The organism is Synechococcus sp. WH 5701 (genome assembly GCF_000153045.1).
GTDB lineage: Bacteria > Cyanobacteriota > Cyanobacteriia > PCC-6307 > Cyanobiaceae > Regnicoccus_A > Regnicoccus_A antarcticus.
Genome location: NZ_CH724159.1, coordinates 1,499,330 through 1,524,650, shown reverse-complemented (window position 1 = coordinate 1,524,650; position 25,321 = coordinate 1,499,330). Strand labels below are relative to the sequence as shown.

Annotated in this window: 30 protein-coding genes; 11 read left to right on the top strand and 19 right to left on the bottom strand. The window is 68.7% G+C overall.

Translation table 11 applies throughout. From position 1 onward, the window contains the following. Window positions 1-8: 8 nt before the first annotated feature. Window positions 9-1,889, bottom strand: a complete 1,881-nt coding sequence (ftsH, locus tag WH5701_RS08670; RefSeq protein ID WP_006171861.1) for an ATP-dependent zinc metalloprotease FtsH — start codon at window positions 1,887-1,889, stop codon at window positions 9-11. Window positions 1,890-2,012: 123 nt separating this feature from the next. Here ftsH and WH5701_RS08665 point away from each other — a divergent pair, with 123 nt between their 5' ends. The 3 genes from WH5701_RS08665 (at window position 2,013) to WH5701_RS08655 (ending at window position 3,818) form a co-directional block, all read left to right on the top strand. Beyond that, on the top strand, window positions 2,013-2,645 hold the full coding sequence (locus WH5701_RS08665; RefSeq protein WP_006171856.1) for an SOS response-associated peptidase: 633 nt from the start codon (window positions 2,013-2,015) through the stop codon (window positions 2,643-2,645). An 86-nt stretch (window positions 2,646-2,731) separates the two neighbouring features. Further along, window positions 2,732-3,517 carry a potassium channel family protein gene (locus WH5701_RS08660; RefSeq protein ID WP_006171850.1) on the top strand — a complete coding sequence of 262 codons (786 nt, stop codon included), beginning with the start codon at window positions 2,732-2,734 and terminating at the stop codon, window positions 3,515-3,517. Between the two features lie 55 nt (window positions 3,518-3,572). Next, on the top strand, window positions 3,573-3,818 hold the full coding sequence (locus WH5701_RS08655; RefSeq protein ID WP_006171849.1) for a Nif11-like leader peptide family RiPP precursor: 246 nt from the start codon (window positions 3,573-3,575) through the stop codon (window positions 3,816-3,818). A 28-nt stretch (window positions 3,819-3,846) separates the two neighbouring features. Here the strand turns inward: WH5701_RS08655 and WH5701_RS08650 are convergent, their stop codons facing one another. Together WH5701_RS08650 and WH5701_RS08645 are read right to left on the bottom strand one after the other, a co-directional pair. Next, a complete protein-coding gene (locus tag WH5701_RS08650; protein ID WP_006171847.1) occupies window positions 3,847-4,143 on the bottom strand; it encodes a hypothetical protein in 297 nt (98 codons plus the stop codon). A 7-nt stretch (window positions 4,144-4,150) separates the two neighbouring features. Further along, window positions 4,151-4,756 (bottom strand): rhomboid family intramembrane serine protease, encoded by a 606-nt coding sequence (locus WH5701_RS08645; protein ID WP_156776614.1) that lies wholly within the window; start codon window positions 4,754-4,756, stop codon window positions 4,151-4,153. Window positions 4,757-4,786: 30 nt separating this feature from the next. Here WH5701_RS08645 and WH5701_RS08640 point away from each other — a divergent pair, with 30 nt between their 5' ends. Continuing rightward, window positions 4,787-5,284 (top strand): DUF427 domain-containing protein, encoded by a 498-nt coding sequence (locus WH5701_RS08640; protein ID WP_037979845.1) that lies wholly within the window; start codon window positions 4,787-4,789, stop codon window positions 5,282-5,284. 24 nt (window positions 5,285-5,308) lie between these two features. Here WH5701_RS08640 and WH5701_RS08635 read toward each other — a convergent pair whose 3' ends face one another. Beyond that, window positions 5,309-5,494, bottom strand: a complete 186-nt coding sequence (locus WH5701_RS08635; RefSeq protein WP_232201811.1) for a hypothetical protein — start codon at window positions 5,492-5,494, stop codon at window positions 5,309-5,311. 105 nt (window positions 5,495-5,599) lie between these two features. Next, a complete protein-coding gene (locus WH5701_RS08630; RefSeq protein WP_006171840.1) occupies window positions 5,600-6,757 on the bottom strand; it encodes a fatty acid desaturase in 1,158 nt (385 codons plus the stop codon). A gap of 119 nt (window positions 6,758-6,876) precedes the next feature. On the opposite strand from WH5701_RS08630, the gene WH5701_RS08625 reads away from it, so the two are divergent. After that, window positions 6,877-7,920, top strand: a complete 1,044-nt coding sequence (locus tag WH5701_RS08625; RefSeq protein WP_006171839.1) for an AI-2E family transporter — start codon at window positions 6,877-6,879, stop codon at window positions 7,918-7,920. 44 nt (window positions 7,921-7,964) lie between these two features. After that, window positions 7,965-8,573, top strand: coding sequence for a DUF3598 family protein (locus tag WH5701_RS15755; protein WP_006171838.1), 609 nt, complete (start codon window positions 7,965-7,967; stop codon window positions 8,571-8,573). On the opposite strand, the gene WH5701_RS08615 is transcribed toward WH5701_RS15755, so the two are convergent. The 9 genes from WH5701_RS08615 to WH5701_RS08575 all read right to left on the bottom strand — a co-directional run bounded on the left by WH5701_RS08615 (window position 8,564) and on the right by WH5701_RS08575 (window position 16,833). Further along, on the bottom strand, window positions 8,564-9,052 hold the full coding sequence (locus WH5701_RS08615; protein WP_006171837.1) for a hypothetical protein: 489 nt from the start codon (window positions 9,050-9,052) through the stop codon (window positions 8,564-8,566). The genes WH5701_RS15755 and WH5701_RS08615 overlap by 10 nt on opposite strands. Before the next feature lie 4 nt (window positions 9,053-9,056). Next, window positions 9,057-9,335 carry a DUF427 domain-containing protein gene (locus tag WH5701_RS08610; protein WP_006171836.1) on the bottom strand — a complete coding sequence of 93 codons (279 nt, stop codon included), beginning with the start codon at window positions 9,333-9,335 and terminating at the stop codon, window positions 9,057-9,059. 162 nt (window positions 9,336-9,497) lie between these two features. Beyond that, the gene (locus tag WH5701_RS08605) at window positions 9,498-9,770 is read right to left on the bottom strand and encodes a hypothetical protein (RefSeq protein ID WP_006171834.1); all 273 of its coding nucleotides are present in this window, start codon (window positions 9,768-9,770) and stop codon (window positions 9,498-9,500) included. Between the two features lie 105 nt (window positions 9,771-9,875). Then, window positions 9,876-11,396, bottom strand: coding sequence for a peptide ligase PGM1-related protein (locus tag WH5701_RS08600; protein ID WP_006171833.1), 1,521 nt, complete (start codon window positions 11,394-11,396; stop codon window positions 9,876-9,878). 7 nt (window positions 11,397-11,403) lie between these two features. After that, window positions 11,404-12,438, bottom strand: coding sequence for a mechanosensitive ion channel family protein (locus tag WH5701_RS08595; RefSeq protein ID WP_006171831.1), 1,035 nt, complete (start codon window positions 12,436-12,438; stop codon window positions 11,404-11,406). Window positions 12,439-12,470: 32 nt separating this feature from the next. After that, window positions 12,471-13,535 (bottom strand): bifunctional diaminohydroxyphosphoribosylaminopyrimidine deaminase/5-amino-6-(5-phosphoribosylamino)uracil reductase RibD, encoded by a 1,065-nt coding sequence (gene ribD, locus WH5701_RS08590; protein WP_006171829.1) that lies wholly within the window; start codon window positions 13,533-13,535, stop codon window positions 12,471-12,473. A 26-nt stretch (window positions 13,536-13,561) separates the two neighbouring features. Further along, window positions 13,562-14,071: a DUF3122 domain-containing protein gene (locus tag WH5701_RS08585; protein WP_006171827.1), complete on the bottom strand. Its 510-nt coding sequence runs from the start codon at window positions 14,069-14,071 to the stop codon at window positions 13,562-13,564. Next, complete coding sequence (locus WH5701_RS08580) at window positions 14,068-16,560, bottom strand: GH116 family glycosyl hydrolase (RefSeq protein ID WP_006171826.1); 2,493 nt, start codon at window positions 16,558-16,560, stop codon at window positions 14,068-14,070. The genes WH5701_RS08585 and WH5701_RS08580 overlap by 4 nt, the downstream gene beginning before the upstream one ends. A 27-nt stretch (window positions 16,561-16,587) precedes the next feature. Then, window positions 16,588-16,833 carry a hypothetical protein gene (locus tag WH5701_RS08575; protein ID WP_006171824.1) on the bottom strand — a complete coding sequence of 82 codons (246 nt, stop codon included), beginning with the start codon at window positions 16,831-16,833 and terminating at the stop codon, window positions 16,588-16,590. 62 nt (window positions 16,834-16,895) lie between these two features. Between WH5701_RS08575 and WH5701_RS08570 the strand changes: the two genes are divergently transcribed. Next, window positions 16,896-18,179: a bifunctional cobalt-precorrin-7 (C(5))-methyltransferase/cobalt-precorrin-6B (C(15))-methyltransferase gene (locus WH5701_RS08570; protein ID WP_006171822.1), complete on the top strand. Its 1,284-nt coding sequence runs from the start codon at window positions 16,896-16,898 to the stop codon at window positions 18,177-18,179. On the opposite strand, the gene WH5701_RS08565 is transcribed toward WH5701_RS08570, so the two are convergent. The 4 genes from WH5701_RS08565 to pheS all read right to left on the bottom strand — a co-directional run bounded on the left by WH5701_RS08565 (window position 18,157) and on the right by pheS (window position 21,347). Then, window positions 18,157-18,666 (bottom strand): DUF192 domain-containing protein, encoded by a 510-nt coding sequence (locus WH5701_RS08565; protein WP_006171820.1) that lies wholly within the window; start codon window positions 18,664-18,666, stop codon window positions 18,157-18,159. The two genes, WH5701_RS08570 and WH5701_RS08565, sit on opposite strands and share 23 nt — an antisense overlap. Further along, window positions 18,663-19,331, bottom strand: coding sequence for a winged-helix domain-containing protein (locus WH5701_RS08560; protein ID WP_006171819.1), 669 nt, complete (start codon window positions 19,329-19,331; stop codon window positions 18,663-18,665). Before WH5701_RS08560 ends, WH5701_RS08565 begins: the two co-directional genes overlap by 4 nt. Then, entirely contained in the window at window positions 19,328-20,278 is a 951-nt protein-coding gene (locus tag WH5701_RS08555) for an NAD(+) kinase (protein ID WP_006171818.1), read from the bottom strand. Before WH5701_RS08555 ends, WH5701_RS08560 begins: the two co-directional genes overlap by 4 nt. A gap of 61 nt (window positions 20,279-20,339) precedes the next feature. Next, window positions 20,340-21,347 carry a phenylalanine--tRNA ligase subunit alpha gene (gene pheS, locus WH5701_RS08550; protein ID WP_006171817.1) on the bottom strand — a complete coding sequence of 336 codons (1,008 nt, stop codon included), beginning with the start codon at window positions 21,345-21,347 and terminating at the stop codon, window positions 20,340-20,342. A gap of 80 nt (window positions 21,348-21,427) precedes the next feature. Here pheS and surE point away from each other — a divergent pair, with 80 nt between their 5' ends. Then, window positions 21,428-22,222 carry a 5'/3'-nucleotidase SurE gene (gene surE / locus WH5701_RS08545; RefSeq protein ID WP_006171816.1) on the top strand — a complete coding sequence of 265 codons (795 nt, stop codon included), beginning with the start codon at window positions 21,428-21,430 and terminating at the stop codon, window positions 22,220-22,222. On the opposite strand, the gene WH5701_RS08540 is transcribed toward surE, so the two are convergent. After that, on the bottom strand, window positions 22,207-22,788 hold the full coding sequence (locus WH5701_RS08540) for a DUF3611 family protein (RefSeq protein ID WP_006171815.1): 582 nt from the start codon (window positions 22,786-22,788) through the stop codon (window positions 22,207-22,209). The genes surE and WH5701_RS08540 overlap by 16 nt on opposite strands. Window positions 22,789-22,906: 118 nt before the next feature. Between WH5701_RS08540 and WH5701_RS08535 the strand changes: the two genes are divergently transcribed. The 3 genes from WH5701_RS08535 to thiS all read left to right on the top strand — a co-directional run bounded on the left by WH5701_RS08535 (window position 22,907) and on the right by thiS (window position 25,304). Further along, window positions 22,907-23,932, top strand: coding sequence for a bifunctional riboflavin kinase/FAD synthetase (locus tag WH5701_RS08535; protein ID WP_037979842.1), 1,026 nt, complete (start codon window positions 22,907-22,909; stop codon window positions 23,930-23,932). Window positions 23,933-24,021: 89 nt separating this feature from the next. Continuing rightward, window positions 24,022-25,074, top strand: coding sequence for a thiamine phosphate synthase (locus tag WH5701_RS08530; protein WP_037979840.1), 1,053 nt, complete (start codon window positions 24,022-24,024; stop codon window positions 25,072-25,074). After that, window positions 25,071-25,304, top strand: a complete 234-nt coding sequence (gene thiS, locus WH5701_RS08525) for a sulfur carrier protein ThiS (protein WP_006171804.1) — start codon at window positions 25,071-25,073, stop codon at window positions 25,302-25,304. The genes WH5701_RS08530 and thiS overlap by 4 nt, the downstream gene beginning before the upstream one ends. Window positions 25,305-25,321: the final 17 nt, after the last annotated feature.

Genomic DNA, 25,321 nt, shown 5'->3' with positions numbered 1-25,321 from the left:
GGGGTGGATCAGACAGGAGCCAGCTCGGCTTCGCTGGGAAGGGTGCTGGAGGCCAACAGATCCTTGAGCTCATCTCCCTCGATCACCTCCTTGTCGAGGATCTTGCCGGCGATGTCCTCGAGCAGACCGCGGTTGCCGTGCAGGATCGCCAGGGCCCGGTCGTGTGCTCGGTCCACCAGGGCCCGCACCTCCTTGTCGATGGCCTGGGCGGTGGCATCGCTGACCGAGCGGCGGGGGTTGGAGCCGGCGCCGAGGAAGCGGCTGCCGCCCTGCTTGTCGTAGGCCAGGGGGCCGAGCGTGTCGCTCATGCCGTAGGTGCCGATCATCTGCTCGGCGATGTCGGTGGCGCGCTGCAGGTCGTTGGCGGCACCGGTGGTGACTTCACCGAAGACGATCTCCTCGGCGGAGCGGCCCCCCAGCAGAGTGGCGATCTGGCCTTCGAGGTCTTCCTTGGAATTCAAGAAGCGCTCCTCGGTGGGCAGCTGAAGGGTGTAGCCGAGGGCGGCCATGCCGCGGGGAACGATCGAGATCTTGGCCACCTTGCTGCCGCCGGGCATCAGGTGCCCCACGATGGCGTGCCCAACCTCGTGGTAAGCCACCACTTTCTTTTCATCGGGCTGGAGCACCCGGCTCTTCTTCTCGAGGCCCGCCACCACCCGCTCGATCGCTTCGTTGAGATCCTTCTGCTCCACCGTGGTGCGGTAGGCGCGGGCGGCCAGCAGGGCGGCCTCATTCACCAGGTTGGCCAGGTCAGCGCCGGCGAACCCGCTGGTGGCCTGGGCGATCTTGTCGAGGTCGACGCCCTCGGCCAGCTTCACTTTGTTGGCGTAGATGTCGAGGATCTTCTTGCGGCCGGAGAGGTCGGGACGATCCACCAGCACCTGGCGATCGAAACGGCCCGGGCGCAGCAGGGCCGCATCGAGGGTTTCGGGCTGGTTGGTGGCCGCCAGCACGATCACCGGCTTGTCCTGGCCGGTGAAGCCATCCATCTCGGTGAGCAGCTGGTTGAGGGTCTGCTCCCGTTCATCGTTGCCGCCCACCACGCCCATCGACCCGGAACGGCTCTTGCCGATGGCGTCGAGTTCGTCGATGAAGATGATGCAGGGTGCCTTCTTCTTGGCCTCCTCGAACAGGTCGCGAACCCGGGCTGCGCCAGCGCCCACGAACAGCTCCACGAACTCGGAGCCGGAAATGATGAAGAAGGGCACACCGGCCTCTCCAGCCACCGCCTTGGAGAGCAGGGTCTTGCCGGTGCCGGGAGGGCCCACCAGCAGCACGCCCTTGGGGATGCGGGCGCCGATGGCGGCGTAACGCTCGGGGTTCTTGAGGAAGTCAACGATCTCGTTGAGCTCGGTTTTCGCCTCATCCACACCGGCCACATCGGCGAAGGTGACGCGCGATTCCTCATCCGGCACGTAGACCTTGGCCTTGGATTTGGTGAAGCTCAGGGCCCCCTGGGCGCCGCCGCCCATCTGACGGCGGGCGAAGAACTGCAGCACCAGGATGAAGATCAGGGGCGGCACCACCCAGCTCAGCAAGGTGGTGAAGAAGTTGGGACGCTTCGGCGGTGCGGCGGCGAATTCCACCCCCTTCTGCTCCAGGCGCTGGGGCAGCTCCATGTCGAAGATCGGCGTGGTGGCGAGCACCGAGGGGGCACCCTCCTCAGCGTCGGTGATCTCGTAGCGGATCTGGTCCTGGGTGATGTAGGCCCGTTTGACATGGCCGTCGTTCACCTGATCGATGAACAGGGAATAGGGCACCCGGGGCACCTGGGCTCCCGTGTTCGGAAGGAAGTTGCTCAGAAGCAGCAGGACCCCAAAGCCGATCAGCACCAGGTTGATGATTCCGAAGCGCCTGTTCGGGCGGTTGTCGTCCTGGCGTAGAGCCATGGTGGCGGGCGCGGCAATGACGCCAAACTAGGCGGAGCGCATCTGGCGGTGACCCGCGCCGCGGGGGTGAGAACCGAACGTCACCTCAGCCCTAGCCTGCGCTCCACCCCACTCCTGGTCGCCATGTGTGGTCGGTTCTGCCTCACCACCGACCTGGATCAGCTCCTGCCGAGACTGGGGGGGCGCCTGCCGGCGGAGCTGGAGCGCCACTACGCGCCTCGTCCCCTGATCCAGTCCGGCCAGCCAGTGCTGGCTCTGTGCCAGGAGCACGGGCTGATCGCCAGTGCCTTGATGCTCTGGGGCCTGCTGCCGGAGTGGGCCAAGGATCCTCTCAATGCGCCGAGGCCCTTCAATGCCCGTAGCGAAACTGTGGCTGAGAAGGCCTCCTTCCGCGGTGCCTGGCGCCACCGCCGCTGTCTGCTGCCTGCCGATGGCTTCCTGGAAAAGGGCTGGCTGATTCGCCGGCTCGACCGGCAACCCTTCTGGCTGGCGGGCATCTGGGACCGCTGGATCGGTCCCGACGGCAGCGAACTGGAGAGCTGCTGTGTGCTCACCACCAGCCCCAACGCCCTGGTGAAACCCCTCCACCAGCGCATGCCGGTGCTTCTCCCCGACGGTCTCGAGCAGGCCTGGCTCGCTCCGGCCGATGGGGCCGGCCTGCGGGCGCTCGAGCCCCTGCTCACAGGCTGGGATCCCAGCGGTTGGGAGGCGCTGCCGCCGCAGCGGTCCAGGGAGCAGCTCTCTCTCTTCGCCTGAACGGCTGGCTCAGCGCCGCGCTTTCGTCACAATGCAGGGCAGGCTCCCCAACTGCCTCTCCGTCTTTCGAAGCTCCCCTGACCCCCTTGCGCTTCCACCATCGCGCCAGCCTCACCAGCGAGGTACGTCAGAGGCGTCGTCACCGCTTCTATGCCCACCTGCTGCTGATCACCCTGGTCGTGATGGCCTGCCTGGCGCTGCCCAAGAACCTGAACAGCCTGGCTGGGATTGGCTACAGCCTGACCACCCTGCTGCTGATGGTGGAGCTCGATGGCTCGATCCGCCATGGCGGCAAGGGCAATCCCCTGGATCGTCCTTTTCGGCTACTCGGCCTGTCGGCTCTGCTGGCCCAGTGGTTCTGGTACTTCACCCCTTTGACGCACCGAGAAAGCGGCTGGCCTCTGCTCGTGCTCACCACGTTGTTCGTGGGCTGGAGCGTGCTGCGTCTGGTGGGATTTCTGGCGGAGGAACAGAAGGTGAACGGGAGGGTGCTGATGGGGGCTGTCTCGGGATATCTGCTGTTGGGCCTGACCGCCGGCCTGTTGTTCACGGGTCTTGAGACGATCCAGCCCGGGAGCTTCTCGAGCCTGCACGACCCTGTGGCGTCTCTGTTCTCCACGGGTCCGATCAGCCAGGCCAGTCCCCAGATGCAGCTGGTGGATTTTGCCCGGCTCAACTACTTCGCTTTCGTCTGCCTGACCACGGTGGGTTTCGGTGATGTGCTGCCGACCACACCCCTCTCTCAGATGAGTGCCGTGGCCTTCAGCGTGATCGGCCCGATCTACATGGCCATCGTGATGGGTTTGCTGATCGGGCGTTATGCCTCAGGCAAGGCGGTCCGAACCGACCGCGACGACCCCCCTGGCACCTGAATCCGCCGGCGGGTCTCCGCCTGGGTTAGTACGGAAGTCAGTTGAATCCTCTTCCGTGGGCCTGCATCACCTGGACGCCTTCCTGCTCCATGCCCGCAGCTCGGCGTCGCTGCAGGAGCGCCTGCAGCAGCCCCTTGATCTGGAGGCCTTCCTGCAATTGGCCCGCCAGGAGGGTTTCCCCGTTGAGGAGGGCGACGTGCTTGCCGCCCAGCAGCGGGAGGAGGGCCAGCTGAGCGATGAGGAGCTGCAACAACGGGCCGGCATCGAAGCCCGGCGGCTACGCACGTTCATCCCCGGCTGAGCCGTCAGCGCGGAGATCAGTCCGGCGATCAGCGCAACCGCTCCTGCCCGTGGCCGAAGGGAGCACGGCTGGGCTGAGGCTGCTCGCTCAGCCAGGCCAGCAGTGCGCTCAGTCCCAGCAGCAAGGCCACGGGCAGCAGCCAGCTGCGGCGTTGCCCCCGGCGGCCATCTCGTCGACCACCGCCCAGCAGGGCCAGACGGCGAAAACCACCGGCGCTGGGGGTGGCGCCTGCACCCAGGGGCAGGCTGCAGCGGCCGCAGACCATCCGACCGGCGAGGCTGCGGTCGCGGCGAACTTCCCAGCTGCCGCAGCGGGGGCATGACATCAGCGCCTCATCTCCTGGTCATTCCCGCCGGTTCCCTGTAGACGGCCAGTGCGGCGAGCACCCCGCCCGCGAAGCCGCTCACATGACCGATCCAGCTCACACCCGCTGGAGTGAAGAAGGGCAGCAGGCCGGGCAGGAAACCGCCGTAGCTCACCAGGCTGAACAGCGAGAGCAGCAGGGGCAGCGGGCGCCGCTCCAGGAAGCCGATCACGATCAGGTAGCCCACCAGAGCGAAGACCACGCCTGAGAGCCCATGGCTGCCGTTGCTGGAGAACAGCCAGACCGGGATCGCCATCACGTACACCCCCACCCACACGGCCAGGTAGTCATGCCAGCTCTTGAGCAGCACCAGCCAGGAGAGCGGCAGAAACCAGAGGCTGTTGCCGAGAAGGTGGCCCAGGTCGGCGTGGCTGAACGGGGCGGTGAGCACCCCCAGGAACGAGCCCCCCGGCAGCATTGGCAGGTTCCAGTTCCCTGCGAAGACGATCTGATCGACCAGCTCCTGACCCCAGGCCACGGAGAGAATCAGCAGGGGAATCACGGCGGTGCCGCCGAGCCGGCTCAGGAGGCGATCCAGGCCACGGTGCTGCCGAACGGGTGAGGGGTTGGCCATGCTGACCATTGTCATGGTCAGGGCCAGCGAATGGGGATCCACCAGCCGTCAAGAGACCGCCAGCCGGAGCGGGTCTGTGACTATCCGCGACCCCCGGCGCTGGTGCCCTCTGAGGCCTGGATTCAGGTGCGGGCCCTGGGAGAGCTGCTGGCGGACACCCGCCGCTCCCTGATGGTTCTCGAAACCTTTCATCCTCCCACCCCATACCTGCCCCCGGAGGATCTGCGCCTGGAGCTGCTGCATCCCGCCACCGGGCGCAGCTTCTGTGAATGGAAGGGACTGGCCCGGTACTACGACGTGGTGGTAGGAGAGCGTCGCCTCGAGCGGGCTGTGTGGTCGTACCCCCAACCCACGGCCGCTTTTGCCGCCATCGCCGGCTGGTTCGCTGTCTATCCGGCCCTGATGGACGGCTGCTGGCTGGACGGGGAAGTGGTGATTCCCCAGCCCGGCGGCTTCTACGGAGGCTGGATCACCTCACAGGTGGAGGGTCCTTTCAAAGGGGATCCTGCCCACCCCGAATTGATCTGAGCCGGGCCGAAATCAGCCTGAAGCTCAGGCTGCGGCTGCTGGCGGCACACGGCAGCCGATCTGGATTCGCCCGGAGTCGAGCAGGCGGCCCAGCTTCAGGGCTGTGGCCTCCTCCTGGCGGTTGAAGGCCTTTTGCTGGGCGGTGACCCAGTTGATCTCCTCCACCGTGATCACACCGGTGCTGAGGCTTTCGAGGAACAGTTCACCCATGCCCATGAGGGGTCCTGCGAAGTTGTTCTCTCGAACTTATGTCTGGGGTCGGCTTGAGCCCAGGGATGCCACAGCTTTTTTAAGGGCTGCTCGGGGATCAGCCGCTCAGGCCGAGGGTGAGGGGATGGGCGAGAGGGTTTCGCTCTCCCGGTTCCAGAGCACGTACTTGAAGCAGCGCGGGATGTCGGCGATGGTCAGGCGCGTGGCCCCGGTCAGCAGGGCGGCATTGCGCTCCTGGCAGGCCCGCAGGTGGTAATTGGGGATGCGCTCGCAGAGGTGATGGATGTTGTGGCAGCCGATGTCGGCGGTGAACCAGTTGAAGATTCCGGGCAGCACCAGCAGGCTGGTGCCGGCGATCGCGCCCTCCAGCGGGTCCCAGCCTTCGCTGCGGTGGGCGTAGGAGCCCTCGAAGTTGTGCTGCACGAAGAAGATGCAGATGAACAGCGCTGCCGAAGCGGCCATCACCAGCGAGTAAAGGCTCCAGAACAGGCCGGCGCCGATCCAGTGGCAGAGCAGCACCCAGCTGGCGATCACGCAGATGTTGTTGAGCAGCAGATCGATGAATTCGGCGCCGCTGTACCAGTGGCGTGATTGAAACGACCTCACCAGCTCGGGCCATGGGGTGCGCCAGTCGGCACGGAGCCGCGTGATGGCATGGCCCAGAAACTGGGCTGATCCGAGCAACAGAGCCAGCCTGGGCTTGATCACCAGATAGAAGAAGCCGCCCGGGAAAAGCATCAGCGGGTGGCGCAGCAACCGGTACACCCACTGACCGCGGGGGCTGCGCTGCTCGTACTGCTCCAGGCTGATCAGGGCCGAGGGGCCCCGGTAGAGGTCCCAGTTGCCGTTGTGTTTGTGGTGGTAGGCATGACCCTGCGACCAGGGGTACTGGGGAATGGCATTGATCACGCCCAGCAGAAAGCCCACCGCCCGGTTCAGCCGTTTCGAGCTGAACAGGGAGTAGTGGCCGCAGTCGTGCATCAGCGAGAAGCAACGGCCCGAGAGCAGCACCAGCACCACCAACAGGGGCGGAGTGAGCCAGAGCGACTGATGAGCGACGACCCCCGTGGCTGCCCACAGCAACAGGTAGGCCCCGACCGTGCTCAGGATCTGCCAGGCGGCGAGGCGATCGTCGCTGGCCATGAAGGGCCTGAGGACGAAATCGCCATAGCGCATGTCGCTGACGGACGGGTTGGAGCGGGGCTCCGGGGAAGGAGTCTCGAGCAGAGCGGAGGTGTGCAGAAACTCTGTTCCATTGATCATTGAGCCTAGGCAGAGGGCTTGAGTTCCATGGGCCACCGTCTTAAGCCAATCCGCTCTTTTTCGGCCGGGTTCCACTCCCTTCAGCGAATCTTGTGGGCCGCCGGCTCTGCTCGAACTCCATGAACGACCCCAACGGCCCGGCCTGGCAGCGGCTGAGCCACTCCGCCCTGCTGCGCTTCCTGTTGCTGCTGGCCTGCGGCTGGGCGGTTGTGCAACTGATCGACTACTTCCGAGCGGTGCTCACCGTGTTCATCGCGGCGGCGGTGCTGGCGGTGCTGCTTGATTATCCGGTGCGGCGGCTGGTGCGCCTGGGTTGCGGACGGGGCCTGGCGATCCTGATCACCGTGCTGGCCGGCCTGGCTGTCGCCAGCCTGTTCGTGGCGGTGCTCGGGTTCCAGTTGATCAACCAGGGCAGCAGCCTGCTCAATGATCTGGTGCTGGGATTGCAGCGTCCGGATCTGCCCTTTCACAATTATCTGAACACGATCGAGCTCTCGAAGGTGCTTGAGCTGCTGCGCGCCAGCCTCGGCACCGGCCTCGGGGTGATCGGCGGTGCCTTCACCAACGTCTTCGGTGGGGTGTTTCTGCTGGTGATCGTGGTGTACATGCTGGTCGACAACGGGGCCACCTGGAGCCAGGCCCTGCGCCTGCTGCCTGAAGACGTGCGTGGCCGCTTCGACCGCAGCGTCCAGAAGAACGTGCTGGGTTTCCTGCGCGGTCAGATCACGCTGATGATCTTCCTCAGCCTCGCCAGCTTCCTGGTGTTCGCCCTGCTGGGGGTGAAGTTCTCCCTGGTGCTGGCGATCGTGGTGGGGGTGTTGGATGCCATTCCCGGCATCGGTGCCACCCTCGGCGTGATCGTGGCCTCCGGCCTGGTGTTCCTGACCCAGGGCCAGTGGCTGGCCCTGCAGGTGGTGATCGCTTCGGTGGTGCTGCAGCAGATCCAGGACAACCTGATCCATCCGCGGGTGATGGGCCGCGCCCTTGAGATCCGGCCGGTGGTGCTGTTCTTTGCCCTGTTCGTGGGCGAGCGTCTGGCGGGCCTGCTGGGGGTGTTTCTGGCTATTCCCGTGACCGGCATGATCCTGGGCTGGGGCAAGGAGAGCGAGGAGGCCGACCCGCTGCTGGAGGCGGATCCCACCCAGCCACCAGCCGCGCCGTAGTTCTGGGGCTGCCAGCATTCGAGCCCTCCTCTTTCAGCCCGCCCGTGTCCAGCCTCGATCGTCGCTCCACTCTGCTGGGGCGCAATGCCGGCCACTGGGAAGGAACCTTCATTCGCCTCGATGATCAGGGCCTGGAGAGTGAGCGTTTTGGCACACGTCTGCATGTGCACGAGACCGATGGTCAGATCGAAGCGGCCCTCACTTACCTGAACACCGGCAAGGTGGCCACGATGCGCTTTGCCGAACCGCCGGCCTTGATGGCGATCAGCCCCGATGGGCACTGGAGCCTCGGGCCCGACAAGACCGGCCCCTGGCCAGCGGTGATGGAGCTTTGCCTGGTGGACGGCGATCGCCGCCGGCGGGTGGTGGTGCGCCACGGCGTCAAGCAGCTGGAGAGCGTGGTGGTGGTGGTGGAAGCGCGCCCCGGGGTGGTGGATCCGGCCCTGGCGCCGCTCCTGCGGGCCGCGGTTCTGCCGGTCGGCGATGGTTCAGCCAGCGGCTGCTGGAAGCTCACCGACGACCTCAGTCTCACCACCGCCCTGGAGCGCCGCTTTGGCGATCCCCTGGTGGTGAGGCTCTGCTGGCGGCCCGAGCCGGGTCGGGAGCTGGTGCTGGAGCGTGCCTACGGCGCCAACGGCCTGCCTCAGCCCTGATCGCGGCAGAGGCGACCACCACGCCAGCACCACACCCAGGGGGGAACGGTCAGCAGCTGGCGTAGATCGTCGCGCTCGCGCAGGCTCACCGGCTGGAATTCGCTGATCACGTTGAACCCCTTGGTGCGCTCCGGCTGGTTGAGCACCAGGCTGCCCTCCGGCCCTGACACCGAGCGGTGGTAGGTGTCGATCGGCAGCTCCAGCGCCCCCATAGCCCGCTCCAGGTGCACCACATGGTGGGGCTGGTCCCAGCTCGGGTTGAGCACGGTGAAGGTGCGGCTGCCCAGCACCACCAGGTTGTGATCGACCTGGTGGTGGTGTACGTAGAACTGCAGGAACTCTCCGTCGTCGGGCGGTGAGAAGGCTGGGCCATGGTGCAGCACCACATCACTGGCGTTGCTGCCGGCCACGCTGGTGTCGTAGAAGGTGACGGCCGGTGTTTCCCGGAAGATGTGAATCGGAGTGAAGGTGAGTGTCATCGCCTCAGCTCACGCGCACGCCCTTCCAGAAGGCCACTCGACCCTTGATCTCACTGGCGGCCTGCTTGGGCTCGGGATAGAACCAGGCGGCGTTGGCGTTCACCTGATCCCCCACCACCACGTCGTAGTAGTGGGCTTCACCCTTCCAGCCACAGACGCTGCGGTGCGACGACGGCCGCAGGTGCTCGCTCACCAGTGCCTCGGGGGGGAAGTAGGCGTTGCCTTCCAGCTTGACGATGTCGTCACTGGTGGCGATCAGAGCGTCGTTCCAGCGGGCTTCCATGGCGGTGGGGTCAAGGTCCTTCATCCTGAAGCCCAGGGGGGCCGGTTGTGGTGCTCGGCTGGCCGATGTCATCAGGCCTATCGAGATCCGTCATGGGATGGCGATGGGGTGCCGGCAGTGATTCTTGGACGCCAGCCTCGTGAGAGACATAGCCCACCAGTGCTATGGAGTGAACTCGAACAACATCCGCATTGTTTCGATCTTCAGGCCATCGTCCTTCATTGCTTTCTGGCCTTCGGCAGACTGGAGCAGATCCATGAACCTGGCCATGTCGGCCATGATCCCAGTGGCATTCGGATTGTTGGGGTCTCGGAAGGTTCGGCAGGTGACCCCAATGGATGCGAACATTTCGTGACGACTTCCAGGGCCTTTCTTCCAGGCTTGAGCCCACGTGGCGCCAGCTTCAACGTTGTGAAAAATGATGGCTGTCGTCATGGCTGAAGCCTCAGGCTTGATGTTGATGTTTGGCGAGCTATAAGATAAGTCGCAGCTCTTCGAGCCAGGGAGAGTATGGCCGGGAATGGAAACTCCTGTCGGTCCTCATCCCCGCAAGGCCTCGGCTCCCGCGATCAGCCGCTCGGTGGTGGCCGCATAGATCGATTCAGCTTCTTCGGGGCTGCGGCCGATGCAGGTCATGCCGAGCTTGCCGAATTCCGAGAGGCAGCCCAGCAGGTGGAAGATGCTGCCGCGCAGTTCGGCCGGGTCGAAGTGCAGACCGGCGGCGGCCACGATGTCGATCAGATCCACCGGCAGCAGGCCCCGCAGCCTGGGGTCGCAGAGGTTGTCGGTGGCGGCGTAATAGAGCGGCTGGCCGGTGGGGGAGCGAAACAGGCCGCTGGCGGCATCGATACGGCCATTGGTGGCATAGCGCAGGGCCATGTAGGGGTGGGTGGTGCCGCCCTTGCGCAGGTTCACCTCGATCGCCTGCAGATCCCAGCGGTCCCCGAAGCGGCGCGCCACGAAATCCACCGCATAGCGCTCCAGGGCGCCCTCCGCCGCCAGCGCCTGGCCCACCGCCAGCCCGTGACGCATCAGCTCGGCGCGGTAGTGCTCCTCGGCGGGGAAGCGGCAGCCCAGGTAGGTCTGACCGCTCACGCCACCCAGCACCTGCTCGTGGGTGGAGAGCACCTCCACCGCCCCACCCGGGTGGATCATCCCCTGCACGCTCGGTGAGGCCAGCTCATCCCCCCCCAGCAGCCAGGCCTCCACCAGCGCTCCCTGGTCCTGCAATAACTGGCGCCACTGGGGCGGCGGCATCGCCAGGGTCTCGAGGGCCTCTTGCAGACGGATCCTGCGTTCGCGGCCGCTCAGCCCCGCCAGCTGCAGGGGCTCCAGCTCCAGGGGGGCGTTGCCTTCACCGCTGAAGCCCTGGTCCAGCTTCACCACCACCCGGCTCAGCTCGGGGTGGGCTTCCCACAGCTCGGCCGTGGCTTCAGCGAGGGCGTCGAGGTCGAAGGCCAGGGGGCTGCCGGGGGGATGGGGCACGGAACAGCGGCGGAACAGCTCACGGCTGCCGGCCTTGCCGCCCCAGTGGCTCAGGGCTGGATCGGTGCCCAGCAGCGGCACCTGCAACCGCTCCGACAGCTGCTTCTCCTGCTCGGTCACGTTGAAGCAGGTCATGAAGCTGCGCCCCGGCCGCAGCCGCTCGCGGATGCGCTCCAGCAGCGCCGGCCGCTCCAGCAGCTTCTCGGTGAGGGAGCGGGCGGAGGCGTCGTCGGTGTCGAACAGGTGCAGACGCCGGCGGGCGTGGGAGGCGGGCACCCCCGGCAGCAGCTCCAGCACCGCATCCACCACCAGTTCCGGCAACAACTTGCTGGTGAGGTACACCGCCCGCACACCGGGATCGCGCAGGCGGATGAGGGAGAACAGCTGGCGTTCCTCGTAGTGGTGGGCCCCGGTCACCAGCGCGATCTGGTGGTGATCAAGGCTGAGTGAGGGCACCACCAGCAGATCCCAGCCCTCGCCGTTGCCCTCGCGCCCATGGTTCTGGTCGCTGCTGGGGTGGAACTCGCCCCATTCCGGCCGCAGCTGGCGTTGGAGTTCGGCGAAACTGAGGGTCATGGCGGGATCAGCCCCTGATCAGGGTGTGGGTGGGGAAGGGCATTCCCGCCTGATGCTTCTCCACCACCTCACCGATGCGCAGCAACAGCTCCTGCTGCAGATCCCAGGCCGCCTGGATGTCGCCACTGGCCACGTAGCAGAGCAGCCGCAGGTTCAGGCTCGAATCCCCGTAACCCACGAAATGAACCGCCGGTGCCTTCTGATGATCGATCCTCGTATTCGACTCCAGCTGCTCCCGCAGCTCGGCGATGATCGGCTCGATCGCGGCCCGGTCGTCGTAGCGGAGGCCGAAGTCGATCCAGACCCGCCGGCTGTCGATCCGGGCGATGTTGATGATCGGCTTGATGGTGAAGATCGAATTGGGAATGAAGATCGGCTGCCGCTCCGGATCACGCAGCTCGGTGTAGAACCAGCTGATCGTCTGAACGGTGCCATTCAGATCTTCCGAGGGAATCCGGATGAAATCCCCCACCACGAAGGGCCGGTTGATGTAGAGGCTGATGCCACTTAATCCATTTTCCACGATCGTGCGAGCGCCGAAACCCAGGGCCGCGGCACCGAAGCCCCCGGCGGTGGCCAGCAAGGCGGTGGGGGTGCCCAGCAGCCGCAGCAACTTCAGGCCGATGATCACCACCACCAGCATCGTGAACAGCTTGTCGCTGATATCGAAGAGGAACAGCCGGTCGCGCTGGGGGAGACTCGGGAACACTTGCTGCGAGTAGGTGTCGGCCTGGCGCCAGATCTCGCTCTTCCAGCGCAGCAGCGTCCAGATCAGACCGAAAAAGATCAGCTCATCGCGCACTTCGGCGCCGCCCCGGGGCAGTGGCAGCAGCTCGGGGTCCAGCAGCGTCAGCAGCCACCAGGCGCTGGTGCTCACCAGGATCGTGAGCGCCAGGCTCAACCGGCTGCGCAGCACCAGGGCGCGGCCCAGCGATCCATTGGGGAGCCTCCGGCCCAGCAGCTGCAGGGCCAACCACACGCCCGCCGCCAGCAGGATCCCCAGCAGGGGGATCGGCAGGCGCAGCTGGAGCTGGTTGATCATGCCGAGAATCTAAGGAGGGTGTCCTGGCACCTTCAGCTCTCCGGCCCGTTCAGCTCCCAGATCAAATCGTCGCCCGAGCGGCTCAGACCCTGCTCCCGCCAGGGGAGTGCCATGGCCATCGAGTTCAGCTGCAGGTCCCCCAGGGGCGTGCGGGCGGCGGTGCCCCCCAGCAGCTTCGGCGCCATCACCGCCGCCACCCGCTGCACACAGCCCTGGCGCAGGGCCGCCGCCGCCAGGCTGGGGCCGCACTCCCACAGCACCTGGTTGCAGCCCCGCTGGGCCAGGGCCTCCATCAGCTCCAGCGGTTCGCAGCCGGCCAGCTCCAGCCGCTCCACCCCGAGCGCATCCAGCTGGAGCCGATCGGGCTCCGGCGCCTCCGGCCCATGGGCCACCAGGGTCGGGGCTGTGCTCTGGTCCCAGAGCTGGGCCTGCTCAGGCAGCCCCAGCTCGCGGCTGATCACCACCCGCAGCGGCTCGATCGCCCGCCGGCCGCGGCTGGTGAGCAGGGGGTCATCGGTGCGCAGGGTGCCGCCCCCCACGATCACCGCATCGCAGCGGGCCCGCAGCCGGTGCACCCACTCCCTTGACGCTGGTCCGCTGATCCACTGGCTTGCGCCGTTGGGCAGGGCTGTGCGCCCGTCCACGCTCATCGCCCATTTCAGAATCCCCAGTGGCCGGCCGCTGCGCAGCCGGTGACAGAAGGCGGCATTCAGGTTCCGGGCCTCGCTCTGGCGCACCCCCACCAACACCTCCGCCCCGGCCTGGCGCAGTGCCTCGATGCCCTGGCCCGCCACCCGCGGATCGGGGTCCTCCATCGCCACGATCACCCGCCGGATTCCTGCGGCGATCACGGCCTCGCTGCAGGGGGGCGTGCGGCCGTGGTGGCAGCAGGGCTCCAGGGTCACCACCAACGTGCCCCCCCGGGCCCGCTCTCCCGCCTGGGCCAGGGCCCCCACCTCAGCGTGGGGCCTGCCAGCGGCGGCGTGGAAGCCCTCCCCCACCAGCAGGCCGTTGGCGTCGAGCACCAGCGCGCCCACCAGGGGGTTGGGGCTGGTGCGGCCCTGCGCCAGGGCGGCCAGACCGAGGGCCCGCTCCATCCAGGCGCTCCAGGGGCGCCCCCTGCTCAAGCCTGAGCTCCGCCCAGGCTGCGCCACTCGGCCACCACGAAGGGTGGCACCGGCAACTCCGTGAACACACCCGGCAGCCGCAAGCGCAGCGGCCGGTCCTGGCTCAGTTCCGCCAGCAAGGGGCTCAGATCGAATTCGGCGGCGGCGGAGCGGCCGTCGTTGCCCAGCGCTGGACTCTCCAGGGTCACGTCGCTCAGCAGCCACTGGAACGGACCCGAACGCACCTGCAGAGAGGTGGGGTGATCCAGGCGCACCTTGCCGGGGTAGCCCACCACCCGCAGACGCAGGGGCGCTTCGGGCGCACCGTCGCGGAAGGCCACCAGCTGCCAGGCCTGGTCATCGAGGTCGCGCAGGCTCACCAGGCTGCGCAGCACGGGGCTGCCAGTTTCGCTGGGGTGCTCGTGCAGTTGCGCCAGCACTGGACTGGTTGGCAAGGTCAGAAGGCACCCCAGCACCAGCCCCAAGGCCAGGAGCAGCCGGCCGGCGCGGCGGATCAGCCGCCTCATGGTTCGCGTTCAGCGCCGGGGATCGGCTGCCAGTCTGTGTGGGTGGCCCAGAGGGCCCAGATCGCCATCGCCCGCAGGTAGTGGCAGGCCCGGAACGTGCCCACCGCCGTGATCGCCTCGGGGGTGCGGAACTGCAGCCCCCCCGCATACACCTGGCCCACCACGGCGCTGGTGATCGCCAGGGCGGTGTCGGTCTGGCCCATCAGGCGGTAGTAGGCCGCCAGGCCGAAATTGATGCCGGTCCACACCTCCAGTGGGTGGGTGCCTTTGGGGTCGAGCGGTGTGCCGTCGCGGCGCAGGCCGTTGGCCACCCCCAGCCGCCCGCCTTCGAAGCGCTCAAAGCAGGCCTCACGGATCGCCTTCAGCGAGGAGAGGGCCCGCTCGTCGCTGACCACCTGCGGCAGCCCCAGCAACCGGGCGTAGAAGTCGCCGCAGAGCTGATCGGCCATCACCACCGGTGTGCCGCTGCCGGCATCGATGCGGTAGTACTCCCCATTCCAGAGCAGCCGATCGAAATTCGCCCGGGAGGGCTCCAGCCAGCTGCCGAATTCCCGCTGCTCGGCGCCGGTGTCGAGGCCGAGGTCGAGCTGCAGGCGCTGGGCCATGGCCAGGGCCGCCTCCAGCGCCGCGATCCAGAGTGCACCGCAGTAAGCGCTCACCCCCTGCAGTGGCCAGTCGTCGAAGGTCTGATCCGGTGCGCCGCCGTTGTCGGGCAGGCCGTCGTCGTTGACGTCGAACTGCTTGAGATAGCGCAGGGCCTCCACCACCGCCGGCCAGCAGTCGGCCAGGAAGCGCAGATCCTCGCCGGTGGGCGCCAGGCTGAAGGTGCGCCACACCTGCAGCACGAAGTCGGAGGCCAGATCCTTCCAGAGGTTGCAGTCTTGATACGCGGTGTAGTTGGTGGCGTCGAACGGCCGCTCGTTGGGGGCCCCCAGGTCGTGGGGGGTGGCGCCGGCGACCTTCCGTGGCGCTTCCACCCGACCCCGCCCCTGGGTGAAATACCAGCCGATCGGCCGGGGGGTGGCATCGGCGGCGGGAATCGCGCGGGCGAAGCTGCGCAGCACCGCCTTGTCGAGTTCGGGCCAGAGCTGCAGCAGGGCGAAAGAGCCGTACAGCCGCACATCCAGGCTCTCGTACCAGGCGTAGTCGAGGCACTCCAGCACCCCGAAGCGACCCACGGGATCGGTGGAGCTGGCGGCGGTCCAGAGGCTGCCGCCGCTGGTGAGGTCGTAGAGCTCGTTGAGCAGGGCCATGCGCAGGGGCTCGGGCAGGTCGCTGCGCTCCAGCACTGGTTGCTGCCAGGCCTCGATGGCGTCGCGCCACTGGCGCCAGTCGCGCAGGGCCTCGGCGGCGATGGCGACGGCGCTGGTGCCCGCGGCCCCGAAGAAATCCGTGTAGCGGCGCAGGGCGGATGTTCCGGTGGCGAAGGCGGTCACGGGCAGGTCCCAGCTGATCACCACCGGCAGCTCGATCTCAGCCCCCGGCTCAAGCCTCAGGCGCAGGGCGATCGCGGCGCTGGCCTGCTCGCTGCCGGTGCTGCGGCGGTCGTTGTTGCTGTCGGGAATCGATCCGTCGCGGGCGAAGGGCTCCCAGATCTCGGCGCCATCACCGCTGGGATCCCAGCGGCTGCAGCGCATCACCTCCACCCCCTCGAGCTGGTCGGGCACCGCCAGGCACCACTGACCCTCCCCCTCGGCGATCGGCTGGCTGGGCGCCCCCTCCAGCAGCACGCCCTTGAGGCCGGGAGCGTCGATCAAGCGGTTGCGCTGGCCCACCCCCGCTCCGATGGCGGGCAGGTAGTTGTGCTCCGGACTGCCGTCGTCGCGGAAGGTGACGGCTGCGCTGGGATCGGTGTTGGTGAACCAGCCCACGGTGTTGCGCCAGCTCAGCAGCAACGAGAGATCCAGGGGCTTTTTGGTGGAGTTGGCCAGCCGCCAGCGGAAGACGGCCACCGGGTAGCTGGTGCGCTGGTAGTCGCCGGGGAGGATCGGACTGAAGGCCTCGCAGCTGACCTCGGTGTGGAAGTTGTCCTGGTAATCGAACCAGTGGAGCGGGTAGCGGGCGGCGTAGGTCCCGGCCTCGCCCTCCAGCCACTGCCAGCCGCCCAGGGGGCGCTCGCTGGCCTCCGGCCGGGAGTCGTCGCGCTCCGGCGCCATCGCCAGGGCCCGCGCCCGGCTCGCCGTGCCGTCGTGCTCGAAGAGGGCGAACTGGCAGTCAGGCAATACGCCGAACCAGTGCTCACCGCCATCGAGATGCCAGAGGTTGAAACTGCCATCGGGCCCACGGCCGATGCAGCCCGCACCGAAGCCCCCGAGGGGCGCGCCGTGGTTGGGGCCGTCGTCGAGATTGCTGGCATAGCGCACCGTGTAGGGCGCCTCCCAGCCCTGGCCGATCGGCCGCTGCCAGCTGGCGGGGGGGGCCTGAGCGGGCCGACCGGTGCCGGACCCCCGCAGCAGCGAGGAGAGGGCGGACAGGCCGAACGGAGCCATGGTGCTCATCGAGATGGCGCCAGCTTGTCAGAGCTGGCCCGCCCCGGGGGCCACTTCCTGCTCGATCAGGGCATCGAGGGTGATCGCCGAGCGCACCACCGCCTGGTAGCGCAGCACCACCCGCCGGTTGCGCTCCAGCCAGAGGCCGGCCTCCTCGCCGCCGCCGCCCGTGGCTTCGGGGCTGAGCAGCTCGATTTCGGCCTGCCGGGCCAGCAGGGCCAGGGCCAGCTCATGCACGCGCTGGCGGCGGGAGGGGGACTCGGGTGCGGCCATGGCGGCTTCAACTCGCGGGCATCATGGCGAGGCCCGGCCAGCCGCCGCACCGGAGTCGCCCTGTGCACCCACCGCACCAGCCGCACTGCCTTGAGGTGATCGGCACCGACGCCGCTGGGCTGGCCTCGCTGCCAGCGCCGGCGGCGGCCCTGGTGCGCCAGGCCGAGCTGGTGGCGGCACCGGCCCGCCTCCTGCCGGAGCTGCGCCAGGCCCTGGCGGATGCGGCTCAGCCGCCGGCGCTGATTGCCAGTGATCGCCCCGAGCAGCTCTTTCCCCAGCTGGAGCAAGCTCTGGCTGCTGGTTGGGCGGTGGTGCTGCTGGCCAGTGGCGATCCGCTCTGGTTCGGCATCAGCCGGCTGCTGCTGGATCGCTTTCCCCGCGAGTGCCTGCGCTTTCACCCCGCCCCCTCCAGCCTGCAGCTGGCCTTCGCCCGCCTCGGTCGCCCCTGGCAGGACGCCAGCTGGATCAGCCTGCATGGCCGCGACCCCGAACCCCTGGCGGCGGCCCTCCAGAGGCGACCCGCCGCCCTGGCGGTGCTCACCGATCCCGGCCGCGGCGGTGCCGAGGAGGTGCGACGGATCCTGGCTGCCTCCGGCCTGGAGGCGGCCTATGCGCTCTGGCTGTGCGAGCGGCTCGGCCACCCCCAGGAGCGGGTGCAGCGGCTGGCGCCCCAGGCGGCGCTGCCGGCCGATCTCGATCCCCTGCATCTGGTGCTGCTGATCGCCGAGCCGCCGGTCCCTCCCGATCCCGCCGGCCTGCCACTGTTCGGCCTCGAGGATGGCCTCTGGCTGCAGCACACCGATCGCCCCGGCCTGATGACCAAGCGGGAGGTGCGCATCCAGTTGCTCGCCGACCTGGAGCTGCCCGCCAGCGGTGTTCTCTGGGATGTGGGGGCCGGGGTGGGCTCGGTGGGCCTGGAGGCCCTGCGCCTGCGCCCGGCCCTGGAGCTCTGGGCCCTGGAGCGGCGAGGCGGTTCAGCGGCCCTGATCCGGGCCAATGCCGAACGTCTCGGTGTGGCGCCGGCGGGGGTGCTCGAAGGCGACGCTCTCAGTGTGCTGGAGCAGGGCGGCCCCCCCGATCCCGACCGGGTGCTGCTCGGAGGTGGCGGTCGCCAGCGTCTGGCGCTGCTGGAGATCGTGCTGCGGCGCCTGCGGCCCCTCGGCCAGGTGGTGATTCCCCTGGCCACCCTCGAAGCCCTCGCCCAGTTGCGGCCGCCGCTGGAGCGGGCCGGGCTGCGGGTGCAGGTGAGTCAGCTGCAGGCCTGGCGGGGTTCCCCCCTGGCGGAGGGCACACGTCTGGCGCCACTCAATCCGGTGCTGGTGCTCAAGGGGCGCCGGGTCGATTGAGCCAGCGGATCGGCGCCGGGGTGCCCACAACAACGCCGAGGCGGGCCGCTTCGCCGGCATCCAGCTCCACCACCCCATCGGCGGGTTCCTGGGGCCCATAACTGCGGCAGGGCAGGCGCGGGCAGGGCTGTGCCGCGGCCTCGATGGCGATCACCCGTCCCTCGCGCAGAAAGATCATGTCGAGCGGGCTGATGGTCTGGTGCATCCAGAAGCGCGCCGGCTCGGGGGGATCGAAGCGGAACCACATCCCCCGCAGGGGCCCCAGCGGCGGGCGCTGCATCAGCCCCAGGCTGTACTGGCGCTGGCTCCTGGGCACCTCCAGCTGGATGCAGCCGCCTGAGGTTCCCTCCAGGCACCACTCCGCCTCCAGCGGCAGCACCTGGGGCGGAGCCTGCGCTCGACTCTCCCCACCAAGAGCCCGGGGGGCGCCAAGGGTGAGGGCACCCAGCGCCACCCCCAGCGGCGCCAGCAGCCGGGCCTGGGTCATGGGGCGGGGCGTTCCGGGCGTGGGACGCGCTCGCAGAGGCAGTACCCCCGCCCGCGCACGGTGTGGATCAGCCGCCGCTCGCCGTGTTCCTCCAGCTTCTGGCGCAGGTAGCGGACATACACCTCCACCACGTTGCTGGCGGTCCCCTGCTGGTCGTTCCACACCTCAGCGAGGATTTGCTCGCGGCTGAGTACCATGCCCGGCTGACGCATCAGCGTGAGCAGCAACTGGTATTCGCGGGCGGTGAGCGCGAGTGGACGCCGCCCCCGCCGCACGTCCCGGGTGGCGGGATCCAGGCTCAGGTCGGCGAGCTGCAGGGGCGGCACCTGGCCGCGGATGTCGCCGCGGATCTGCAGCAGCAGGCGCAGGCGCATTAGCAGGTCGCTGCCGCCGGCGCTGGAGAGCCAGAAATCGTCGGCGCCGGAGCTGAAGCAGAGGGAGCGGGCCTCGACGCTGTCGCAGACCAGATCCAGCAGGATCGGCACGTCCTCCAGGATCATGCGCAGGGCCGGAATCGTGGCCACCCCATCGGCTCCCGACACCAGCACCGCCGCCGGCGGATCGGGCAGGGCTCCCACCGGCGCCGTGCGGTAACCGGAGGCCTCCAGCCGAGGGGCCATCGCTTCGGCCTCCTCCCCCACCAGGAGGATCAGAGGCCCACTCATGGACGCGCTCCGGCGCCGGGGCCGTCGCGGCCGCCGAACTCACCGTTGCCGGGCTTGGCCACATGGGGGAGTCCCCAGCCCAGCTTGTTGCGCAGCACCTGGAAGAACTCGTGGTCCTGCAGCCGCACGAAACGGGCGGGGTGGGGGCTGCGGCGGATCAGCACCCGGTCTTCCGGCCACACGTAGCAGCCGGCACTGCCATCCACAACCATCATCAGCCGCTCGGGGGTGGCCGGGAACACCGTCACTGGCTCCTGGTCGCTGAACACCAGGGCGCGGGAGGCGAGGGAATGGGGCGCGATCGGGGTGAGCTGCAGCACCGGGCAGTCGGGGGTGATCACCGGCCCGCCGGCGCTGAGGGCATAGGCGGTGGATCCGGTGGGAGTCGAGAGGATCACCCCATCGGCGGAGATGTCCACGGGCACATGGCGACCGATGGCGATCTCGAAGTGGCACATGCTCGTGAGCGGTTCCCGGTGCAGGGCCATCTCGTTGAGGCAGAGCACCTCCCAGCGCCGCTGGTCGCCCCGCATCACGCTCACCACCAGCATCGTGCGCTCCTCCACGCTCCAACGGTCGGTGAGGAGCTGCTCCATGGCCCCATCCAGCTCGCTGACGTAAGCCTCGGCCAGGAAACCCAGGTGGCCGGTGTTGACGGTGAGAATCGGCACGCCGATGGGTGCGGTCTGACGCGCGGCGGAGAGCACGGTGCCGTCACCCCCCAGCACCACTGCCAGACTCATCTCCGGGTGGAAGCTCTCCGGTACGCAGGCACTGAAGCCGCGGCTGCGCAGGTGATGGTCGGGATTGGCGAAGCCCACCATGCCGCCGGAGCTGCTGACCCGCAGCACGCTGGTGCCGGCCGCCTCCAGGCGGCTCTGGATGATATCGGCCGTCTTGACGGCCAGATCCTTGCCGTCGTTGACGATCAGTCCGACGCAGGGCACCGGTCGGAGGCGAGAACCTGTTGAGTTTATGGGGAGCCTTCCGGCCGCGGCCTGATTGCCATCAGAACTGTTCCAGGAAGCGCAGGTCGCTGGTGAACAGGCGGCGGATGTCGTCGATGCCGTGGCGCACCATGCAGAACCTCTCCACCCCGAGGCCGGCGGCGAAGCCGCTCCAGCGCTCGGGATCCAGCCCCAGGCCCTCCAGCACCGCCGGATCCACCATCCCGCAGCCCATCACCTCCAGCCAGCGCCCCCGCCACTGCACATCCACCTCTGCTGAAGGCTCGGTGAAGGGGAAGTAGCTGGCCCGGAAGCGCACCGGCAGATCCCCGAAGAACTGCTGCAGGAAGGTGGTGACGGTGCCGCGCAGGTGGCTGAAATCCAGCCCTTCATCGATCGCCAGCACCTCCACCTGGTGGAACACCGGCGAATGGGTGGCATCCACCGCGTCGCGCCGGTACACCCGCCCGGGCGCCACGATCCGCACCGGCGGCGGGTTGCTCTCCAGATGGCGGATCTGCACCGGCGAGGTGTGGGTGCGCAGCAGCCGCTCACCGGGCAGATAGAACGTGTCCTGCATGTCCCGGGCCGGGTGGTGCGGCGGGATGTTCAGCGCGGTGAAGTTGTAATGGTCGGTTTCCGCCTCCGGCCCTTCCTCAACCCGGTAACCGAGCCCGGCGAAGATGTCGACGATCTCCTCGATCGTGCGGATCAGAGGGTGGCGGTGCCCCACCGGCACGTAACGGCTCGGGGCGGTCACATCGAGCCTTTCCCCCGCCAGCTTCTCGGCCATCGCGGCGCCTCGCAACCCCTCCAGCCGCTGACCCATCAGCGCCTGCACCTGCTCCTTGAGCACGTTGGCCCGCTGGCCCACCACGGGCCGCTCCGCCGCATCGAGCTTGCCCATGGCCCCCAGCACCGCCGAGAGGCGGCCCTTTTTGCCCAGCAGACCCACCCGCAGCCCTTCCAGCTCAGCGGTGTCAGCGGCGGCGGCGATCGAGGCCGCCGCTTCGGCTTCGAGGGCGTCGAGCTGGTCGGTGAGCTGCTGCAGGCTGATCGTGGCGCTCACGGATCGGGGGCGGTAGCGATCGACTGTACGGAGCGAGCCTGCCTAAGTTGCCGCCTGCGCCCCTGCCCCTGCCGGTCCCGATGTCCAGCCTGCGGATCCTGATCAGCAACGACGACGGGGTGTTCGCGGAGGGGATCCGAACCCTGGCGGCCGAGGCGGCGGGCCGCGGCCATGAGGTCACGGTGGTCTGCCCCGACCAGGAGCGCTCCGCCACCGGCCACGGCCTCACCATGCAGACCCCCCTGAGGGCGGAGCGGGCCGACCGGCTCTTCGCCGATGGCGTCAGCGCCTGGGCCTGCAGCGGCACCCCCTCCGACTGCGTCAAGCTTGCGCTCGGACGGCTGCTGAGCGCTCCGCCCGACCTGGTGCTCTCCGGCATCAACCACGGCCCCAACCTCGGCAGCGACGTCTTCTATTCCGGCACGGTTTCGGCGGCGATGGAGGGCACCCTCGAGGGACTGCCCGCCCTGGCGGTGAGCAGTGCCTGCTTCGACTGGCGCCAGTTCGGTCCGGCCGCCGTGCTCGCCCTCGATGTGGCGGAAGCGGCCCTGGCCGGGGCCTGGCCGGAGGGGCTGCTGCTCAATCTCAACGTGCCGGCCCTGCCGATCGAGCGGATCGGTTCCCTGCGCTGGTGCCGCCCGGCCGTGCGCCGCTACCGCGACCAGTTCGACCAGCGCACCGACCCCCGCGGGCGCACCTATTACTGGCTGGCCGGTGAGGTGGTCGACGACCTTGAATCCGCCACCGCAGGCCCCCGCGACTGGCCCACGGACGTGGCTCAGATCCATGCCGGCGGCGCCGCCCTCACCCCGCTGCAGCCGGAGCTGTTCTGGCGGGGTGGCCTCGAGGAACTGCCGGTTCAGCTGGGGCGGTGAACCCGCTGCAGCAACCAGAGGCTGATCCACAGTCCGATCAGGTGGGCGAACAGCACCTGGGTGTTGCTCAGCACCGAGAGCATCTCGATGGAAGTGATCGGCAGCCCCATCAGGCCGCCGCGGGTGCCCGGCGGCACCGACAGCTGTGCTCCGAAGAAGCCAGGCACCTGCATCGAGGCCTGGACGAACAGGCTGCCGGCCAGGGCCTGGTACCCCACCGCCGCCAGGGTGAGCCCGGCCAGATCGGCCAGGACGCCCCGTTTGACCAGGCGGCTGGTTTCGCCGCGGCTGGGGCGGGCGGGGCTGGCCAGGGCCCGGCCGCAGCGCACCACCAGCCAGCTCTGCCAGAGGCACCAGAGCAGGATGAAAAACGACAGGGTGGTGAGTGACAGACCAGGACCGAGCCCGAGGGAGCGGGCGCTGTTGGCCGCCAGTCGCCCGCCGATGTTGTTGAAGGCCAGCACGCCAACCACCACCACCCCGAGGCACATCTGGGTCCAGAAGCGGATCCAGCCCACCCGGCGCAGGGCAGCCGAGACCAGCTGAAGATCGAGGCGGTCAACCATCGGGGCGCAGAACCGGGGGGCGGAGCCTCACAAACTTGCCATGGCCTGCAGCAGCGGCCGCCACAGGGCCGGAACCCCCATGGAAGGATGGTTTCCAAGCCGGGCCACGTCCGTTTCCTTGATTCCCCTGCGCTCCCCCCAGGAGGCGATGCGGCCCACCGCGGTCGCCCTGGGCAGTTTCGATGGTCTGCACCAGGGGCACCGCCGGGTGATCGCCGCCATCGCCGCCGCGCCCACCCCGGGGTTGATTCCCACGGTGGTGAGTTTCTGGCCCCATCCCCGCGAGCTGCTCTACGGCGAACCGCGTCTGCGCCTCGATCTCCCCGGCGAGAAGCTGGCGCTGCTGGAGCCCTACGGCATCCGCCAGCTGGTGCTGGTGCCCTTCACCCGCGCCCTCTCCCTGCTCAGCCCGGAGGCCTTCGTGGAGCAGGTGCTGGTGGGGGAGCTCCAGGCCAGGGAGGTGGCCGTGGGCGAGAACTTCCGCTTCGGCCATGACCGGGCCGGCGACACCGCCAGCCTGCGCGAGATCGGAGGGCGCCATGGCCTGCGGGTGCTGGTCTCCTCGATGCTCTGGGATGGGGCCGAGCGGATCAGCAGCAGCCGCATCCGCCGGGCCCTGGCCGCCGGTGCCATCGACGAGGCCAACCGCCTGCTCGAGCGCCCTTACCGCTTCAGCGGCAGGGTCGTGCGCGGGCGTGGGCTGGGCCGGCAGCTCAGTTGGCCCACCGCGAATCTGCAGGTGGATGGCCGCAAGTTTCTGCCCCAGGAGGGGGTCTATGCCGCCTGGGTGCGCAACCTCGAGCCCGCCGAGGGGGGCGAGGCGCTGCAGCCCTGTGGTGCGCCCATGGCGGCGGTGATGAATCTGGGTCCCCAGCCCACGGTCGACCCGCTGGCCCCTTCGGCGGTGGAGGTGCACCTTCTGGATCGGGCTCTGGAGCTGGTGGGCAGAGATCTGGAGGTTGAGCCGGTGCAGCTGCTGCGCCGCCAGCAACGCTTTGCGGGCCTGGAGGAACTCAGCTGCCAGATCGGTGTGGATGCGGCACTGGCCCGCAGCCTGCTGAACCGCAGCTCAGCCGGGGGCGTAGGCGTTGCCCAGACCCCAGCTGATGAAGGCGGCGATGCCCCCGAGCAGCAGAATTCCTGAGATCAGCACCAGCATCGGGCTGTCACCACCGCCGAAATCCATTGCCGTCCGCTCTGGAGTCGGCTTCACCTTACGCAGGTTCCGCTCCCGTGAATGCCGCCCCGACGACGCCTGAACCGGCCGTGCTGCGCCTGCTCGACGCGAACCTGGACCGTGCCCGCGAAGGCCTGCGGGTGCTGGAAGACTGGTGCCGTTTCGGCCTCGACCGCCAGGATCTGGTGGCCCGGCTCAAGGATCTGCGTCAGCGTCTGGGCCGCTGTCACCTCCCCGCCTACAAGGCCGCCCGCCACACCGCCAGCGATGGGGGTGCGGGCCTGGCCCATCCCGCCCAGGCCGAGCGGCAGCAACCGTCTCAGGTGGTGGCCGCCAACGCTGGCCGCGCCCAGGAGGCGCTTCGGGTGCTGGAGGAGTTCGGCCGCGCCGGTGATCCGCTCCTGGCCGCCGAGGCCGCCGCAATCCGCTACGCCCTCTACGACCTGGAGGTGGATCTGATGCGGGCCTGTGGCGCCGCCGCGGGCCGCCGTGAGCTGCTGCTGCGCTGCCATTTGTATCTGATCACCAGCCCGTCACCTCGCCTGCTCGAGACCGTGGCCGCGGCGCTTGAGGCGGGGGTGCGCCTGGTGCAATACCGGGCCAAGCAGGCTGACGACCTGGAGCGCTGGCAGGAAGCCCGTGCCCTGCGTCAGCTCTGCTCGAGTCATGGCGCCCTGTTCATCGTCAACGACCGGGTCGACCTGGCCCTGGCCGTGGAGGCCGATGGGGTGCACCTGGGCCAGGGTGACCTGCCCCCCGCCGAAGCGCGCCGCCTGCTGGGCCCGGATCGCCTGATCGGCCGCAGCACCCAGCGGATCGAGCAGTTGCGTCAGGCGGTGGCCGATGGCTGCGACTACGTGGGCGTTGGCCCCATCAACGCCACCCCCACCAAGCCCGGCCGTGAACCCGTTGGCCTGGCCTACGAGCGCGAGGCGGCGGCTGAAAGTCCGATTCCGTTCTTTGCCATCGGCGGGCTCGATGCCGGAGCGGTGGCGCCGGTCGTGGCGGCCGGCGGTCGCCGGGTGGCGGTGGTGAGGGCGATCATGGAGGCAAGCGATCCGCATGCGGCCAGCCGAGAGCTGCTCGCGGCCCTGCAGGAGGAGGCATGAGCGAGGAGAACGGGGCCAGCGGCAGCCTCACGATCCAGCTGAACGGGGAAGCACGCACCTGCCCGGCTCACTTGCCTCTGCTGGAGGTGCTGCGCCACTTCGGCTACGAACCGCGGCTGGTGGTTGTGGAGTTCAACGGCGAGATTCTGCCCCGCACGGCCTGGGCCGAGCAGGCCGTTGGTGGGGACGCCGTACTTGAGGTGGTCACCATCGTGGGGGGTGGTTCCTAGATTCGGCGAACTTGCTT

Excerpts from the sequence above, each read along its gene's own strand:
- ftsH (WP_006171861.1), bottom strand. The coding sequence starts at position 1,889 with ATGGCTCTACGCCAGGACGACAACCGCCCGAACAGGCGCTTCGGAATC.
- WH5701_RS08665 (WP_006171856.1), top strand. The coding sequence starts at position 2,013 with ATGTGTGGTCGGTTCTGCCTCACCACCGACCTGGATCAGCTCCTGCCG.
- WH5701_RS08650 (WP_006171847.1), bottom strand. The coding sequence starts at position 4,143 with ATGTCATGCCCCCGCTGCGGCAGCTGGGAAGTTCGCCGCGACCGCAGC.
- WH5701_RS08645 (WP_156776614.1), bottom strand. The coding sequence starts at position 4,756 with ATGGCCAACCCCTCACCCGTTCGGCAGCACCGTGGCCTGGATCGCCTC.
- WH5701_RS08640 (WP_037979845.1), top strand. The coding sequence starts at position 4,787 with ATGGGGATCCACCAGCCGTCAAGAGACCGCCAGCCGGAGCGGGTCTGT.
- WH5701_RS08635 (WP_232201811.1), bottom strand. The coding sequence starts at position 5,494 with ATGGGTGAACTGTTCCTCGAAAGCCTCAGCACCGGTGTGATCACGGTG.
- WH5701_RS08630 (WP_006171840.1), bottom strand. The coding sequence starts at position 6,757 with ATGATCAATGGAACAGAGTTTCTGCACACCTCCGCTCTGCTCGAGACT.
- WH5701_RS08625 (WP_006171839.1), top strand. The coding sequence starts at position 6,877 with ATGAACGACCCCAACGGCCCGGCCTGGCAGCGGCTGAGCCACTCCGCC.
- WH5701_RS08615 (WP_006171837.1), bottom strand. The coding sequence starts at position 9,052 with ATGACACTCACCTTCACTCCGATTCACATCTTCCGGGAAACACCGGCC.
- WH5701_RS08610 (WP_006171836.1), bottom strand. The coding sequence starts at position 9,335 with ATGGAAGCCCGCTGGAACGACGCTCTGATCGCCACCAGTGACGACATC.
- WH5701_RS08605 (WP_006171834.1), bottom strand. The coding sequence starts at position 9,770 with ATGACGACAGCCATCATTTTTCACAACGTTGAAGCTGGCGCCACGTGG.
- WH5701_RS08600 (WP_006171833.1), bottom strand. The coding sequence starts at position 11,396 with ATGACCCTCAGTTTCGCCGAACTCCAACGCCAGCTGCGGCCGGAATGG.
- WH5701_RS08595 (WP_006171831.1), bottom strand. The coding sequence starts at position 12,438 with ATGATCAACCAGCTCCAGCTGCGCCTGCCGATCCCCCTGCTGGGGATC.
- ribD (WP_006171829.1), bottom strand. The coding sequence starts at position 13,535 with ATGGAGCGGGCCCTCGGTCTGGCCGCCCTGGCGCAGGGCCGCACCAGC.
- WH5701_RS08585 (WP_006171827.1), bottom strand. The coding sequence starts at position 14,071 with ATGAGGCGGCTGATCCGCCGCGCCGGCCGGCTGCTCCTGGCCTTGGGG.
- WH5701_RS08580 (WP_006171826.1), bottom strand. The coding sequence starts at position 16,560 with ATGGCTCCGTTCGGCCTGTCCGCCCTCTCCTCGCTGCTGCGGGGGTCC.
- WH5701_RS08575 (WP_006171824.1), bottom strand. The coding sequence starts at position 16,833 with ATGGCCGCACCCGAGTCCCCCTCCCGCCGCCAGCGCGTGCATGAGCTG.
- WH5701_RS08565 (WP_006171820.1), bottom strand. The coding sequence starts at position 18,666 with ATGACCCAGGCCCGGCTGCTGGCGCCGCTGGGGGTGGCGCTGGGTGCC.
- WH5701_RS08560 (WP_006171819.1), bottom strand. The coding sequence starts at position 19,331 with ATGAGTGGGCCTCTGATCCTCCTGGTGGGGGAGGAGGCCGAAGCGATG.
- surE (WP_006171816.1), top strand. The coding sequence starts at position 21,428 with ATGTCCAGCCTGCGGATCCTGATCAGCAACGACGACGGGGTGTTCGCG.
- WH5701_RS08540 (WP_006171815.1), bottom strand. The coding sequence starts at position 22,788 with ATGGTTGACCGCCTCGATCTTCAGCTGGTCTCGGCTGCCCTGCGCCGG.
- thiS (WP_006171804.1), top strand. The coding sequence starts at position 25,071 with ATGAGCGAGGAGAACGGGGCCAGCGGCAGCCTCACGATCCAGCTGAAC.